11 protein-coding genes are annotated in these 16,311 nt (G+C 64.4%); 6 read left to right on the top strand and 5 right to left on the bottom strand.

The genetic code is table 11. The annotated features are described in order from the left end of the window. Positions 1-14 precede the first annotated feature (14 nt). The 5 genes from DSOUD_RS16475 to DSOUD_RS16455 all read left to right on the top strand — a co-directional run bounded on the left by DSOUD_RS16475 (position 15) and on the right by DSOUD_RS16455 (position 7,754). On the top strand, positions 15-1,271 hold the full coding sequence (locus DSOUD_RS16475; protein WP_053552032.1) for a multicopper oxidase domain-containing protein: 1,257 nt from the start codon (positions 15-17) through the stop codon (positions 1,269-1,271). A gap of 28 nt (positions 1,272-1,299) precedes the next feature. Continuing rightward, positions 1,300-2,679 (top strand): multicopper oxidase family protein, encoded by a 1,380-nt coding sequence (locus tag DSOUD_RS16470; RefSeq protein WP_082351345.1) that lies wholly within the window; start codon positions 1,300-1,302, stop codon positions 2,677-2,679. A gap of 25 nt (positions 2,680-2,704) precedes the next feature. Further along, positions 2,705-5,020, top strand: a complete 2,316-nt coding sequence (locus DSOUD_RS16465; RefSeq protein WP_053552030.1) for a hypothetical protein — start codon at positions 2,705-2,707, stop codon at positions 5,018-5,020. A gap of 98 nt (positions 5,021-5,118) precedes the next feature. After that, positions 5,119-5,571, top strand: coding sequence for a hypothetical protein (locus DSOUD_RS16460; protein WP_157671907.1), 453 nt, complete (start codon positions 5,119-5,121; stop codon positions 5,569-5,571). Positions 5,572-5,576: 5 nt separating this feature from the next. Continuing rightward, positions 5,577-7,754: a S8 family serine peptidase gene (locus tag DSOUD_RS16455; RefSeq protein WP_157671906.1), complete on the top strand. Its 2,178-nt coding sequence runs from the start codon at positions 5,577-5,579 to the stop codon at positions 7,752-7,754. Positions 7,755-8,549: 795 nt separating this feature from the next. Here DSOUD_RS16455 and DSOUD_RS16450 read toward each other — a convergent pair. Continuing rightward, the gene (locus DSOUD_RS16450) at positions 8,550-9,527 is read right to left on the bottom strand and encodes a DUF814 domain-containing protein (RefSeq protein ID WP_053552027.1); all 978 of its coding nucleotides are present in this window, start codon (positions 9,525-9,527) and stop codon (positions 8,550-8,552) included. Positions 9,528-9,721: 194 nt separating this feature from the next. Here DSOUD_RS16450 and moaA point away from each other — a divergent pair, with 194 nt between their 5' ends. Continuing rightward, positions 9,722-10,702, top strand: a complete 981-nt coding sequence (gene moaA, locus DSOUD_RS16445) for a GTP 3',8-cyclase MoaA (RefSeq protein WP_053552026.1) — start codon at positions 9,722-9,724, stop codon at positions 10,700-10,702. Between the two features lie 248 nt (positions 10,703-10,950). On the opposite strand, the gene DSOUD_RS16440 is transcribed toward moaA, so the two are convergent. The 4 genes from DSOUD_RS16440 to DSOUD_RS16425 all read right to left on the bottom strand — a co-directional run bounded on the left by DSOUD_RS16440 (position 10,951) and on the right by DSOUD_RS16425 (position 16,247). After that, positions 10,951-11,553: a TorD/DmsD family molecular chaperone gene (locus DSOUD_RS16440; protein WP_053552025.1), complete on the bottom strand. Its 603-nt coding sequence runs from the start codon at positions 11,551-11,553 to the stop codon at positions 10,951-10,953. Between the two features lie 20 nt (positions 11,554-11,573). Continuing rightward, positions 11,574-13,280: a sigma 54-interacting transcriptional regulator gene (locus DSOUD_RS19030; protein WP_198300330.1), complete on the bottom strand. Its 1,707-nt coding sequence runs from the start codon at positions 13,278-13,280 to the stop codon at positions 11,574-11,576. A gap of 179 nt (positions 13,281-13,459) precedes the next feature. Then, entirely contained in the window at positions 13,460-14,728 is a 1,269-nt protein-coding gene (locus DSOUD_RS16430) for a (Fe-S)-binding protein (protein ID WP_053552024.1), read from the bottom strand. Between the two features lie 130 nt (positions 14,729-14,858). Further along, entirely contained in the window at positions 14,859-16,247 is a 1,389-nt protein-coding gene (locus DSOUD_RS16425; protein WP_053552023.1) for an FAD-binding oxidoreductase, read from the bottom strand. Positions 16,248-16,311 lie beyond the last annotated feature (64 nt).

Genomic DNA, 16,311 nt, shown 5'->3' with positions numbered 1-16,311 from the left:
GGGGAGTCAACGATATGACCATTCTGCAGAAAAGATGGATGTCCCTGGCGGTCGGCCTTCTGGTTGCGGCCGCGGCCCTGCCGGCGCAGGCCGGGGTCTTCCCCCAGTGTCCGACCCGGGACCCGGCTCCCGGCTCGCCGGTTGTCTACGGGAGCTGGTTTTCCGACGTCAACGGCGACGGCATGCTGCGGGCCAGCGACGGCGAAATTCTTAACCCGGTCTCGCCCGAACAGGTCTGCGTGCACCTGGCCGCCGGCGACGGCTTCACCAACATGGCCGACGGCCGCGAGCAGTACATCTTCGGTTTCGTCAACGCCACCGGCTTCAATGCCCCGGCCATGAATGAGCCCTGGGACGCGGTGATGATGGGGTATATGGAGAAGGCGCAATTCCCGGCGCCGACCCTGACCTTCCGGGAAGGGGACGAGGTCTATCTGTCGTTGACCAACGTCGGCATGATCAACCGCCCCGATCTCTTCGACCCCCACTCGGTGCACTGGCACGGTTTCCCCAACGCCTCGGCGATCTTCGACGGCGTTCCCGACGCCTCGATCATCATCAACATGGGCTCGACCCTGACCTACTACTACCAGGTCGTCGAGGCCGGCACCTTCATGTATCACTGCCACGTCGAGGCGACGGAGCACATGCAGATGGGGATGCTCGGCAACCTCTACGTCTCCCCGGCGCAGGACGGCACGACCTTCGGGCCGTTCAACAAGTTTGCCTACAACGATGGCGACGGCTCCACCGGCTACGACGTCGCCTACCCCCTGCAGATTGCCTCCTTCGACCCGGTCTTCCACGAAAAACACATCGGCGTGCAGCCTCTCCCCTTCGCCGATATGGACGACAAATATCCGATGCTCAACGGTCGCGGCTATCCGGATACGGTGAATCCGGCCCTGGCCCTCCCCTACGAGCACGGGTCGTCGAGCCCGATTCCGGCCCTGATCTCCGCCACTGCCGGACAGAAGATCCTGCTGCGGGTCTCCAGCCTCTCCACGACCTCGTTCCACACCCTGACCGTGCAGGGGATCCCGATGCAGGTGATCGGCAAAGGTTCGCGCAAGCTCGGGCTTCCCGGCGACGCCAGCCAGTATTACACCACCAATTCCATCACTCTCGGCGGCGGTCAGTCGATGGACGTCCTCCTCGACACCACCGGCGTTCAACCCGGCACCTATTTTCTCTACACCACCAATCTCGATCACCTCGCCAACGAGGCGGACGATTTCGGCGGCATGATGACGGAGATCCGCATCCAATAGAGAGCGTTTCCATTTCGGGAGAAACACTATGAACAAGCTTTTTCAGCAACCGTTATTGCGGAGCCTGACGTTGGCCGCGGCCCTGCTCTGCTGCGCCGCTTCCGCCGCCCTGGCCATGCACGGCAACATCGCGGTCTCGGGCGTCACGGGTACGGACTTCTCGTTCACCGCCAGGGCCGGCCATATCACAACCGGCGACGGCAATAACGTCTATTTCTGGGGCTATGCCAACGCCGACGGCGCAGTGCAGTACCCCGGGCCGACCCTGATCGTCAATCAGAACGCCGTGGTCACCATCCGCCTCGTCAGCCGGCTCCCCGAAGCGACCTCCCTGATCGTTCCCGGTTTTTCCGTCAGCGCCAGCGGCGGCCAGCCCGGACTGCTGACCCGCGAGGCTCCGCCGGACGGCGTGACCGCCGTGACCTACACCTTTACCGCCGACCGTCCCGGAACCTTTACCTACTACAGCGGCACCCACAGCGACCTGCAGGTGGAAATGGGACTGCTCGGGGCGATCGTTGTCCGTCCCGCCAACTTCGACGCCGCCGATCCGCTGCTGCGCACCGCCTACGGCGACGCCCGCTCCGCCTACGACCAGGAGTATCTCTATCTGCTCAGCGAAATGGACCTTGAAACCCACATCCTGGCGGAAAAGGGGCTCTTCTCCGAGATCGACACCAGCAAGTTCTGGCCGGTCTACTGGTTTATCAACGGTCGGACCGCCCCCGACACCATGCTCGCCGACCAGGTCAGCTGGCTCCCCCATCAGCCTTACGGCGCCATGACGATGATGAATGCCGGCGAACGCGTGCTGCTGCGCATGGTCGGCGGCGGCCGCGATCTGCACCCCTTTCATACCCACGGCAACAACTTCGACCAGATCGCCCGCGACGGCTACCTGCTGGCGACCCCGACGGACCCTGGAACCCGGACCGCCGAAGTCGGCGTCATCCCCGACAAGTCGGTCTCCGATTTCACCCAGACCGTGGTGCCGGGAGCGACCCACGATGCGATCTTCTCCTGGACCGGCCGCGGGCTCGGTTGGGACATCTACAACGGCAGCAGCAACTCCGACCACATGAACACGGCGGTGCTGGTTGATGTCAATGGCGATGGTTTCGACGACACCACTTACGAGTACATCGCCGACCATGGCAAACCCTTCCCGGTCATTCTCCCCGGACAGCAGGAGGTGGCCTTCGGCGCCTTCTACAGCGGCAGTCCATTCCTCGGCGCCGCCGGCTCCCTCCCTCCCGGCGAGGGGGGTAACAATCCAAACTCCGGTTTCGCCTTTATGTGGCACTCCCATAACGAAAAGGAGATGACCAACAACGACATCTTCCCCGGCGGTCTGATGACCATGGTCATTGTCGAGGCTCCGTCTGCACCTATGGTCGTGGCGCCGTAACGCAACCCAAAGAAGGAATACCGCTATGAGAACGCTCCACGGGATAATCCTGGGGATTGCGGCCGCGGCCTTGCTGCTCGCTCCCCCGCCGATTCAAGCCGCCACCTACGACCTTTCCGCCACGGCCGGCACGGTCGTCATGCCGGACGGCGCCGCCGTCCCGGTCTGGGGGCTGGTAGAAGGAACCAACCTGCCGCTGACGCCGGTGCCGGTCCTGACCGAAACGGCCGGCAACAGTCTGGTGATCAACCTGACCAATGAGCTTCCGGAACCGGTCTCCCTGGTGATCAACGGCCAGGGCGCTCAGGGGGGAATGACTCCGGTCTTCTTCGCCGATGCCGACGGGCGTCAGCGGGTTCGCTCCTTCACCCACGAGGCTGGCGCCGATGGCGGTACGGCAACCTACACCTGGCCCAATCTCAAGCCCGGCACCTATCTGATCAGCAGCGGCACCCACCCTGCGGTGCAGGTGCCGATGGGGCTCTACGCCGTGCTCAAGGTCGATGCGGCGACGGGGGAAGCCTATCCGGGTCAGACCTACACCCGGGACCTGACCCTCCTCTTCAGCGAGCTCGACCCCGCCCTCAACCAGGCGGTGACCAGCGGAATCTACGGCGACCCGTCGGGCGCCTACCCCACCGCCCTCAAGGTTGGTTACAGCCCGAAATACTTCCTTCTCAACGGCCGCCCCTGGTCGGCGAGCGCTCCGGCGCTGGCGAACCTGACGGCCGGAGACGTGGTGCTGCTGCGCATGCTCAATGCCGGGTTGCGCCCCCGCACCCCGATTCTCCCCGGCCAGGCACTGACCATGATCGCCGAGGACGGCAATCCCTATTCCCTCGATTTCCAGCCGACCCAGTCCAGTGCCGACCTGGTCGCCGGCAAGACCCTCGACGCCCTGCTGACCATAGCGCCGCCGACCGACCCGCCCGCCGCCGACATCTACCTGCCGCTGCACGACCGCATGCTCGGCCTGGCCGGCGGCGGCATGTTCGGCACTCTGGTCGTCGGGACGTCGGCAACGCAGCTGACCGTGGCCGTGGCCGGTCCCGGGCGCGTCTCTTCCACCAGTCTTCCCGGGGGGATTGCCGACTGCACGACGACGACCGCCGGAGGTCTCAACTGCACGGCCGGTTACCTGACCGGGACCGCAGTCACCCTGCGCGCCATCCCGGACGGCCTCGACAGCGCCCTGACCGGCTGGAGCGTTTCGCCCAATTCCGACCCCCCCGAATGCACCACCCTCGGCGACTGCGTCGTCACTCTCGACCAGGCCAAGACCGTCACCGCCACCTTCACGACCTTTCCCGCCCTGGCTCTGGTTACGCCCAACGGCGGCGAGCAGTTCCCCTTCGATGCGACCCTGCCGATCCGCTGGGTGGCGCCGGCCGATCCGGCTGATCCCGCCCAGGCCTTCACCTTCGATATCGGTTGCTCCCAGGGACCCGGCTCCCCTTTCCGCCTCATCGCCAACCGCGTCGCCGGGCGCGAATTCCTCTGGAATCCGGCGGCCGGCAACCTGCGCCCGTCCACCGGGGTTCGTCTGGCCATCATCAGTTACGACGCAGCCGGCCAGATCGTCGGTCGCGACACCTCCGACGCCCCTTTCACCCTGGTCGCCCCGCTCCAACTGACCTATCCCAACGGGACAGCGGGCGAACCGTCCGTCGTCGCGGGGGCGCCGCTGGCGATTACCTGGAACGTACGCCTGACCGAACCGGCGGCCTACCGCGCCAGCCTCTGGTACCAGACGGCGCCCACCGCCCCCTGGGCTCTGATCGCCGACGTCGACCCGGCCCTGGGGACCTACCCCTGGACCGCACCTTCGGCCTCGACCGCCACGGCCCGGATCGCCCTGACCCTCTATGACGGCGCCGGCAATGCGATTGCCACCGACACCAGCGATGCCCCCTTCGGCATCGGCGCCGCGCCGGGAATGCTGAGTGTCTCGGCGCTCGAGACGGCGCCTGCGCCGAGAGCGGCCCTCGGCACCAGACTCACTCCTGAGGCTGAGGCCGTTTCGGCTCCGGCCGCCGCCGGGGAGGTTTCCGACTTGCTCCTCCTCCTTCCCAACGGGGGTGAAGTGCTCGCCGCCGAGACGCATTTCATCGTCCTTTGGCAGGCCTCCGCCGCGGCCGCAAGCTTTGCTCTTGACTACTCGCTGGACGGCGGGGAGAATTGGCGGAGTCTGGCCAGGGATCTCGACGACACCCAGTTCGACTGGGTCATCGACGCCGGGTTGCGCGGCAGCAGATCCGTCCTGCTGCGGGTCACCGCCTTCGGCGCCGAGGGAGAGATATTGGCCCGCGATCAGGCCGATGAACCCTTTGTCATCGACTGACCCGACTTGACGTCGGTGAAGTGCTGACACTGGAGAAGCCAAAAGGGGCAGGATGTCGATCCTGCCCCTTTTTCCCATTTTTTATCTGCGGAGGTTCGGTGAAATTTCCATTCGGCAGGATCCGTCCGATGTCCGGCGCTCTTCTTTTTCTCCTCCTCCTCCTCGCCTGTGCTCCGCAGCCGCGGCTCAACGAGGACTCAAATTCCGCCGCGGCCGGCCCAGCAGCGGCCCTCGGCATCGAGATCGTCGGTTTGCACCTGAGCTCCGGCGGCTACATGCTCGATTTTCGCTACAAGGTGCGTGATGCGGCCCGGGCGGCCCCGATGATCGACCATGCCCTGATCCCCTACCTTATCCACGAGGAGAGCGGCGCCAAATTCGCCGTGCCGGCGCCGGTCAAGGTCGGTCCGATGCGGCAGATGCCCCGTCAGCTTGAGGCCGGGCGCCAATATTTTATTTTCTTTGCCAACCCCGGCCGGTTTGTCAAAGCCGGAGACTTTGTTACGATTGTTCACGGCTCCTATCGTTTCGAACACCTCAGGGTGGAATGAAGGCCATGAACATTCAACGCTCCCGCACCGTCGCTCCCCGGATTGTCTTGATTCTCTCCTTGCTCCTCTGCCCTTTGGAGGCGACGGCCGCCGTCGACGGGGCGCTTCGGGATCGGATGAGCCATGTCTCCGGCACGGAGACCCTTCCGGTCATCGTTACCTTCGCCGATCAGGTCGCTACTGACGGAATCATCCCCCTGGGTCTGAGGGGCATAGAGCAGCGCCGTGAACTGGTGCGGCGGCTGCGGGACACTGCCGAGCGTTCCCAAAAGCCGCTTCGGGATTTTCTGCGGGGGCGGGGTGTGGAGAGGGTGCGGCCGCTGTGGATTAAAAATGCCCTCGCCTTCGAGGCGACGCCGGAACTGGTGGAGATCCTGGCCGCCTGGCCGGGGGTCGCCTCGGTCACTCTCGACGGCACCGTTTCTCTCCCGGAGGTCCTCCCGGCTCAGGCCGGGGCGGCGCAGTGGAATATCGAGGTGGTGCGCGCTCCGGATCTCTGGGACCTGGGACTCGACGGCACCGGAGTGGTGGTGGCGACTCTCGACACCGGCGTCGATCCCCTGCACCCCGCCATGACGGCCAACCGCCGGGCGAATGCCAGCTGGTTCAACCCCTATGCCGCAAACTGCGCTGTCCCCGGGGTTATCTGTTCGACCTGCGACGCCAGTGCCGATCTTCCATGCGATTCCTCCGGGCACGGGACCGGGGTGATGGGGGTTGCCGTGGGGGCAGGAGGGATCGGCGTCGCTCCCGGTGCTCAGTGGATCGCGGCGAAGATCTTCCCTGACGCTGGCGAAGCTCCCTATTCGGCGATCACCGAGGCATTCCAGTGGGTTCTCGATCCCAACGGCGACGGCGCCACGGATGACGCGCCGGACATCGTCAACAATTCCTGGGGCCTGGGGGGCGGGACGGAATGTCTCACCGAATTCCGGACGGAAATCCAGACCCTGAAGACGGCGGGGATAGCCGTCGTCTTTGCCGCCGGCAACACTGCCGCCTTCGTTACCAGCCCCGCCAATTACCCCGAGAGTGTCGCGGTCGGGATGGTCGACCAAAGCAACCTGATCGACCCCTTAAGCAGTCGTGGGCCCTCCCCCTGCGACCCCCAGGAACCCTTCCCGGAACTCGTCGCCCCCGGCGTGCAGATCCGCACCGCCGATCTGACTCTCTCCGGAACCGTCCAGAATCCCTATCAGACCATCAGCGGCACCTCGTTTTCCGCTCCCCACGTCTCCGGAGTCCTGGCGCTCCTCCTCGACGCTTTTCCGGGACTCTCGTCGGCCGCTCTCGAAACGACGCTCTATTCCTCCGCCGTCGACCTCGGCGCGGCCGGGCCCGACAATATCTACGGCTACGGCCTGGTGAACGCCTTCAATGCCTTCGAGGCCCTCTCGGGAAACCCCGTCGTCTCTCTCCACGATCCGGTGGTGCCGGCGGACGACGGCATCCTCCCCTTCGGCAACATCCCTCCGGGGACAATCAAGGATCTATCGGTGACGGTGACCAACGCCGGCGGCGGAGTGCTCACGATTACCAGCGTCGGCGGTGCCGGTCTGGTCGCCCCCTTTTCCCTTTTCGCCGAGAACTGCAGCGGTGCCGATCTGGTTTCCGGCCAGAGCTGTACCGTCACCCTTCGCTTTGCTCCGGAAAGTCACGATGAATTCACCTCAACCCTTGAGATCATCAGCAGTCCGGCCGCCTCGCCCGTTGCTCTGATCGGCTCGGGGAATACGGCACCTGTCGCACCGCTCCTCGTCTTTCCGGTTAGCGGCGCCTCGGTGGAGAGGCCGGTGACTCTCGGCTGGGTCCATCCGGGGGACGCCGACGGCGACCCGGTGACCGATGAGGTGGTGATCTCCACCTCCCCCCATCTGGCCTCCACCCTGCCGCGCTCCCTCCCTGGCGGGACCGGGGCGATACTGGCCGGGTTCGGACTGGCGGGGGCGCTCTTCCTGCGGCGGCGTTTTCCCCTGGCTGGGAGTGCGGCGCTCCTCGTCCTCCTCGCCTTCCTTCTCTCCTGCGGCGGCGGAGGCGGGACGGCACCTCCTCCCCTCACGGCCGACCGGACCTTTGTTGCCACCGATCTCGCTCCGGCGACGACTTACTACTGGAAGATCGTCTCCAGCGACGGGTTCGGCGGCAGCAGTCAAAGTGCTATCTGGAGTTTCACTACCCGGTGAGGGGAGTCCAGGGGCCAGTGACAAGGCCCGGGGCCGGGGACAAGACCTGAGGCCAGGGGCAAGACCTGAGGTAAGGGGCAAGACCTGAGGTCAGGGGCAAGAGCTGAGGTCAGGGGCAAGAGCTGAGGTCAGGGGCAAGAGCTGAGGCCAGGGGCAAGACCCGGGGGTCGCGGCCCCCGACGCCGCCCTACTCTTTTGTAAAGCGACTAAAGAGTAGGCAGAAAAGCGCTTGACCTGCGGTCGGCATGGGTCGTAACGGATCGGGAAGCAATGTCCGTTTGACGTAGAGACGTCCGGCGCGGCGGCTCAACCACCGGGTGGACCTGCCAGCGGCAGTGCAATCACCGTCGTTGCCGCGGGCATTTTGTTGAGGGGCTTCTGGTTGAAAAGCAGAACCGGGAAAACAAGAACGAGTCCTCGGTGGCCGTTGCCGTGGATTCTGTCTTTGCTCCTGGCTTTTCAAACCAAAAGCCCTTTACTGAAATGTTGATGCACCCCTCGCCAACGGAAAACCGACGATCTAGAATCGAAGCTGAGGCACAAGACAAAACCGACCGACTCTCAGCACCTCAGTAATTAACGGAACCAACCCTCCAAGCCATGCCCACCGCAGGTGCCAGGCACTTTTTGCTTACTTTTTGTTGCCGTCTGGACAAAAAGTAAGGCGCCTGTCGGGGCGCGACCCGACGGTTTGATCTTTTCCCTTCTGTTGGAGAATTTAAGCTCAACAGGATGAAAAAAAGCCTCCGCAATCTGCGGAGGCTTTTGTCGTTTCGAAGGGGAGCGAGAATCGGGTCAGTCGACGAGGAGGAGATTGCTGGCATTGCGCTCCATGGGCGCGACCTGCAGCGACCAGTTTTTCCCGCCCTGCACCAGTCCGATTTCCACCTCGGGGAGCTCCTGCCCCTTGCCGTAGGAGGCGACTATCCCTCCGGCCCGGAGCAGGTCGTCGTCCGCGGCGCAGCCGCAGACCAGGCCGACCGGGCCAGGGAACCCCTGGACGTGGAGGACGATGTCCTCGGGGCCGGCCAGGGCCTGGATCGCCTCGTTGCTCTCCTGATGCCGTCCGAGGACCAGTTTGGTCGTGGGGGAGAGGCGGAACTGGCGACCGAGCTTGAGAAGTTCCACATCGGCGGGGGTGCAGAGAGGGTTGTGGGTGAAGAGGTCCCGCAGGCGGCCGGTGAAGGATTTCTCCGTCAGCAGGCAGCCGCCCCCCGGGGCGGGGTAGCTCTTCAGCCCCATTTGTCGGGCGAGGATCTGCTGGGGACGGCGGGAGCGCCCCTGGAGGTCGTTGAGCCGCTCCCGGTCCACAAGCCCATCTTCTTCCATGGCTGTGACGGGGAGGAGGCGGGCGCTCAGGGGGCGCAGGATGCGCTCCGGGTGCCCCGAATAGTTGGCCACCGTCGTCAGGGCGGAAAGATTCTGGCTCATCGGCCTCTGTCCGAGGACCTCGCCGGAGAAGAGGAAGTCGAACCCTTCGGCGACCATGATTTCTCCGGCGAGGCGGAACATCATGGCGTGGCAGTCGATGCAGGGATTGAGGTTTTTGCCGTAGCCGTAGCGGGGGCTCTTGACCATTTCCAGATGGATATCGGCGATGTCCCGGACGAGCAGGGGGATCTCAAGGGCCGCGGCGGCCTTGCGGGCCTTGGCGGCGCCGAAGAAGGGGGTGACAAAGGCGACGCCGGTCACGTCAATCCCCTGGCGCTTCAGGGTGAGGGCGGCCAGGCTGCTGTCGAGGCCGCCGGAAAGAAGCCCGAGGGCTCTGCTCATGATTAACCTCCGTAAACTTTACTGGTGCGCTGTACAAGGCCTGAGAAAATAACACAAAAGGGGCCGGCGGCACAAGGTGCAATCGCTCCCATCCTCCGAGTCCGCCGGGGTTGTCTCCGAGGCCGGACAAGTGTTATAGTGCAGATGAAAAGACCGTCGGCCGGGCGACGGCTCTTCCCCAGGAGGGGCGTTTTGTGAAAGACAGTTTTGGCCGCACCATCGATTATCTGCGCCTTTCCGTGACCGACCGCTGCAACCTGCGCTGTAGGTACTGCATGCCCGAAGAGGGGGTCTCCGCTCTCGGCCACGGCGACATCCTTTCCTACGAGGAGCTGCTGCGGGTCGCCCGGGCGGCGACCGTCGCCGGGGTGCGCAAGATCCGGGTCACCGGCGGAGAGCCGCTGGTGCGCAGGGGGATCGTCGATTTTATCGGCGAACTCTCGGCTCTGCCGACCCGCCCCGAGATCTCGCTGACCACCAACGGCCTCCTTCTCGCCGAGCTCGCCGGCGATCTGAAGCGGGCGGGGCTCTGCCGGATCAACGTCAGCCTCGACACCCTGCGCGAGGACCGCTTTTTGCGCATCACCCGCCGCGAAGGTCTCTCCCGGGTCCTCGACGGCCTCCGGGCGGCCGAGGAAGCCGGGCTCACCCCCCTCAAGATCAATATGGTGCCGATTGCCGGCGAGAATGCCGACGAGATCGTCGATTTCGCCCGGCTGACGCTGCGCCACCCCTGGGAGATGCGTTTCATCGAATTCATGCCGGTGAGCGCCGACGTCGGCTATCCTCCCGAAAGCCGTTTTCCGGCTGCCGCCATAATCGAGGAACTCTCCCGCCTCGGCATCTTGCTCCCCATCTCCCGCAGCGGCCCCGCCGGCCCCGCCCGGCTCTTTCACTACGCCGGAAGCCCCGGCCGGCTGGGGGTGATCCCCGCCGTTTCCGAACATTTCTGCGGGGAATGCAACCGTCTGAGGGTCACGGCCGACGGGCGGATCCGTCCCTGTCTTTTCTCCACCGAAGAGATCGACATCAAGACCGCTCTGCGCAGCGGGGCCTCGGAAGAGGTGCTCCTGGAGATCCTGCGGGGCGCAGTGCAGGTCAAGCCGGAACGGCATCGTATCGGAGAGGCCGACTTCTCCCAGGGACCGCGGGGGATGCAGGGGATCGGCGGGTAGCAAGCCATCTTTTTCATTCAAACAGACAAAAAGGGGAGGAGGCCGATGGCCTCCTCCCCTTTTTGTTGCGGTGCAGGGTCCGACCAGGAGCCGGTCGGACTATACGGGCCGAAGCGAAAAATTGGATATTTGAAGACAGATTCGAGCTCGTTTGAGAGCCAATAGTTGTCTCTATTGGTCGAAAAGGAGCTCGAATATGGCCCAAATAGACGATTTTGCAGCCGGCTCATGGATAGTCCGACAGGCTCCTAGGTCAGCCGTTCCAGCCAGTCGTTCTCCAGGCGGCAGAACTCCTCCAGCAGCCTCCCCCCCCAGCGGTAGAGAGGGTGTCCCTCTTCGTCTTCGGAGAGTTTGCTGCAAAAAAGGGGGACCCAGGGGTGAAGGAGGGCACGGCAGAAATCGGCCTGGCGGCGAAGGGCCTCGCGGGCCTCCGCGATATCCTTGCGTCCCAGGGCGTCCTCTTCCTTCGTCACCAGGTAGTAGAGGAACTCCAGTTCCGTCGCCAGAAAGTCCGGCGGCTCGCCGCTTCCGTCGAGGCTCAGCCCTTCGGCGCGGTAGGCCTCTCCGGCGTGCAGGGACGTCTGCCCCATCAACTGTCCCCCCTCCTCGAGATAAACCGAGCCGTAGGGGGGAGCGGGAGCGCCGCCGAGGCGGTTGATAAAGAGGTCGGTGTAGGCGACTTCCAGATCCCGGAGACCGACCTTGTCGCTGCCTGGCGGCGCCTCCCCGAGGACGCGGGCGGCCAGGGGTGCGTCGTCCCCCTGCAGCGCGGAAAGGAGTTCGGCATCGGGATAGGAGAAGAGCCGGGCGATAAAGGAGTAGAGTCGCTTGCGTTCGCTGACGTGGAGCATGGCAGGTCCTTTGGGGAAGCTCATTCGAGTCCCATCTGTTTCATCTTGCGCCAGAGGGTGGTGCGGCTGATGCCGAGTTCGAGCGCCGCATCATGCTTGTGCCAGCGGTGGGCCTGCAGCACCGTGAGAATCTGCTGCTCTTCGGCGCGGACCGGGGTGTCGCGCTCGCCGGGGGTTGCGGCGGAACGGAAGAGGGAGGCGGGGAGGAACTGGCGCTCGATGCGGCCGGTGGTGCTGGTGACGTAGGCGTGTTCCACGGCATTTTCCAGCTCCCGGACGTTGCCGGGCCAGTCGTAGGCCATAAGCACCGCCATGGCGCGGCTCGACACCTCGAAAATCCGTTCGCCGCGGGCATTGAATTTCTGGATGAAGGTTTCGACCAGAAGCGGCAGGTCCTCCTTGCGCTCCCGCAGGGGGGGGATGCTGATCGGCACCACGCACAGCCGGTAGTAGAGGTCCTCGCGGAAGGTCCCTTTTTCGATCTCCCGCAGCAGATTCTTGTTGGTGGCGGCGATGACCCGGACGTCGGCCTTGAGGGTCTCGATCCCGCCGACCCTCTCGAATTCCTTTTCCTGCAGCACCCGCAACAGCTTCGCCTGCAGCGCCAGGGAGGTGTCGCCGATTTCATCGAGAAAGATGGTGCCGCCGTTGGCGAGCTCGAAGCGCCCCGGCTTGTCCTTGTGGGCGCCGGTGAAGGCCCCCTTTTCGTGGCCGAAGAGCTCGCTTTCGAGGAGGGACTCGGCCAGGGAGGCGCAGTTGACCTTGACGAAGGCATCCCCCTTGCGGGACGAGCGGAAATGGATGGCCCGGGCCATGATCTCCTTGCCGGTGCCGCTCTCCCCCTGGATGAGGACCGTCGCTTCGGTGGCGGCCACGGTGCGGATGCGGCCGAAGATTTCCTCCATCGACTTGCTCTTGCCGACGAAATCGGAAAAGGAGTATTCGTTGAGGAGCTTGGCCTTGAGGGATTCGACCTCGCTGCGGTCGCGGATGATGCCGATGCAGCCGAAGACGTCGCCGTCGCCGTCCCGCAAAAGATCGGAGGAGAGAAAGGCCGGGAGGCGCCGGCCGTCCTTGGCGACGAGGTTGGCGACGCAGTTCTGGACCGGCTTCTGATTCTTGAGGGTCCATTTCAGCGGACAGTCGGTGTCACAGACGCTGGTGCGCAGGACCTCGCGGCAGGTGAGGCCGAGGACCTCCTCTTCGGCAAAACCGGTCATCTTTTCGGCGCTGCGGGAGAAGCCGGTGATGCGCATGTCGAGATCGACGGTGTAGATGCCGTCGGCGATGGAGTTGATGACGGTGCGCGAGCGCTCCATCTCCTGGGTCAGCAGCGTCTGCTTCTTCTGCAGCCGGTCGGCCAGATCCTTGACCAGCGAGGCGTCGCGGAAGCTTTCCATGACGGCGACGACCGCGCCGCTCGCATCCCTCAGGGGGACGACGTCGAGGCACAGGGAGGCGCTGGAGCGGTTGCGGCTGCATTCGAAGCCGAGGGTCTTGCGTCCCTCCCTGGTTTCGACCACCTCGTGAAAGGGGCACTGGTCGGCGCACAGGGAAAATCCGCTGACCTCCCAGCAGGGACGGCCGATGGCCTCCTCTTCACCGAGGCGGAGAAACTCCTGGGCGCTGCGGTTGAGGGCCAGAACCCTGCGGTTGAGATCCAGCATCAGCATCCCCTGGGACATCTGGTCGAATAGCCAGCGATCGGGCAACAGATTGTCGTGCATGACGCTCTCCTGCTTTGGGTGTTTGCTATTCATATAGTGCAATATATGAATGTATTCAAGTTTCGTGCCCTCTCCGCCCTCAGGCGGTGAGTCAGGGTAATGCCCCTCTTTTTTTGTTGCTTGTCGCGACGGGGGAAAGGGGGGGCACCACTTTTCAGGCCAATTGGCGGACCGTTCCGTCAGCCGGCGTAGGGCGGCAGGTCACGGGCGATGAGCTGCAGGACGTGGATGGTGCGCTGGGGGAGCCCGGCATGGTTGATGGTGTCCTGCAGCTGCATCATGCATCCGGGGCAGGCGCTGGCCACCAGTTCGGCGCCGCTCTTCTCGATGCCGGTGGCCTTGCGGCCGCCGATCTTCTTGCTCGTCTGGTAGTGGTAGACCGAATAGGTGCCGCCGAGGCCGCAGCAGCGGTCGGCGCCCTCCATCTCGACGAAATCGACGGAGGGGAGGGCCTTAAGGAGCGCCCGCGGCTCTTTGGTGATCCCCTGGGTGCGCAGGTGGCAGGGGTCGTGGTAGGTCACCCGGGTGCGCTTCTCCTGTTTGGGGAGGGCCGCCAGTTTTTCGGGGAGCCCCTCTTTGACGAGAAAGACGAGGATGTCCTCCACTCTTTCGGCGAGGGCGTCGTGGCCGGGGCCGAGCCCCTGATAGAGCTTGTCGATGCCGTGGTTGCAGGAGGCGCAGGCGGTGACGATGCGCTCGGCCGCAATGGGAGCGAAGGCTTCGAGGTTGCGCTCGGCGAGTTCTTCGACGGTTTTGCCGTCGCCGGCGGAGAGGGCCGGCAGCCCGCAGCACCCCTGTCCGGAGGGGATGTGGACGCCGATCCCCATGAATTTGAGGATGGCCAGGAGGGCTTCGCCGATCTCGGCGTAGGCGTAGTTGATCATGCAGCCGGTGAAAAAGGCGACGGTCGGCTTACCCTCCTCGCCGGGGATGAAGGCCGGGTGCCGCTGCCGGAAGGGAATCTCGGAGATCTCCGGAAGGGTGCGGTCGGAAGCGATGTAGGGGACGGGAAAGCGCAGGCGCAGGCCGCTCCCCTCGGGGACCTTTTTGAAGAGGAGGCTGGAGAAGGTCTTCCCCCCCTTGACGAGGAAATCCATCAGGGCGGGATGGCCGAGAACGGTGCCGATCCCCTTGCCGAGGGTGGTGAGTCCCTTGCGGGCGGCGATCTCGCGGCGGGCGGCCATGACGATCTCGTCCGTCGGCACCAGGTTGGGACATTTGTCGAAGCAGGAGCCGCAGAGGAGACACTTGGACATGTCGGCCATGAAGCGCTCGTCGAGCTCCACATCGTCCTTGAGGAGGGCGTCGGCGAGAGCGATCTTGCCGCGGGCGACGACGGACTCCTTCTTCTCCTCGCCGAAGACCGGGCAGTGGGCCTGGCAGGCGCCGCACTTGACGCACTGCTTGATCTGCTCTTCGTAGTCTTTGAGTTTTTTATGTTTGCTCATGGTGATCCTGGGGCCTTTACCACAGAGGCACCGAGGCACAGAGATTGGAAAAAATCTGGGTTGCCAGGGTTTTTTGCGACATTCTCAGACGGTATTCTCCGTGTCTTCCGTGTCTCTGTGGTGAAAAAAATCAGTTCTGATCCGCGAGGAAAATCTTCCCGGGATTGAGGATGTTGTTGGGATCGAGGGCGGCCTTGATCGTCTTCATGTAGGCCACCGCTGCCGGGTCGAGCTCCATGGGGATGTAGGGGGCCTTGGTGATGCCGACGCCGTGCTCGCCGCTCATGGTGCCGCCGAGCTTGAGGGTGGCACCGAAGATCTCCTCGATGGCCATTTCGGCTTTCTCCATCTCACCGGAAACGGCGCGGTCGATCATGACGTTGACGTGGATGTTGCCGTCGCCGGCGTGGCCGAAGTTGACGATGGGGACCTGATGGCGCGCGGCGATCCCTTCGATGGTGCGGATCATTTCCGGCACCTTGCTGCGCGGCACGCAGATGTCCTCGTTGAACTTGTCGGGGTTGACCTTGCGCAGGGAGGCCGAAACGCTCCGGCGCACCTTCCAGATCTCATCGCTCTCGGCGGCCGTGGCGGCGATGCGGGTGGCGACGACTCCGAGGGGGGCGACGATCTCCTGGATCCGGGCGGCCTGTCGTTCGATGAGATCGGCGTCGCCGTCGACCTCGATGATCAGCAGCGCTTTTGCCGCCGCCGGGAGATCGAGATTGGTCGCCTTGCGCACGCAGTCGATGGTGGTGGCGTCCATGAACTCGAGGGTGGTGGGGATGATCTTGCCGCGGATGATCGCCGAAACGCCCTTGGCGGCGCCGTCGATGGAGTCGAAGAGGACCAGCATCGTTTTTTTCGCCTCGGGGAGCGGCAGGAGCTTGATGATGATTTTGGTGATGATCCCCAGCGTCCCCTCGCTGCCGACCATGAGCTTGGTCAGGTCGTAGCCGACGACCCCTTTCATCGTCTCGCCGCCGGTCTTGATGATGTCCCCCTGGGGGGTGACGACCTCGAGGCCGAGGATGTAGTCCTTGGTGACGCCGTACTTGACGCAGCGCGGGCCGCCGGCGCATTCGGCGACGTTGCCTCCGAGGGTGGAGAATTTGAGGGAGGCCGGATCGGGGGGGTAGAAGAGGCCGACCTTCTCCACCGCCTGCTGCAGAACCTCGGTGACCACCCCCGGCTCGACCACGGCGACCAGGTTGTCCTCGTCGATGCGCAGGATCTGCTCCATGCGCCGGGTGACGAGGACGATGCCGCCGGAAATGGGGAGCGAGCCGCCGGTGAAGCCGCTGCCGGCGCCGCGGGGAAAGACCGGAATTTTCTCGCTGTTGGCCATCTTGAGGATCAGGCTGATCTCGTGGGCCGACCCCGGGTGAACGACGACATCGGGAAGAAACTGCTGCTGGGTGGCGTCATAGGAGTAGCAGATCAGGTCGGCGCGGTCGGCGCTGACGTTTTCCTTGCCGACGATGTCCTTGAGGATGCGGAGGATGCGGGGCTCGATCATGGGCTTGTCGATTCCTTTGTTGCGATGGGGGGTCATTTCCCGGTTCAGCTGGTTATTTTACCAT

Origin of the sequence: Desulfuromonas soudanensis, from assembly GCF_001278055.1 — a bacterium.
In the GTDB taxonomy this organism is placed as follows: Bacteria; Desulfobacterota; Desulfuromonadia; order Desulfuromonadales; family WTL; genus Deferrimonas; species Deferrimonas soudanensis.
This window is presented reverse-complemented; position numbering and strand designations above follow the sequence as displayed.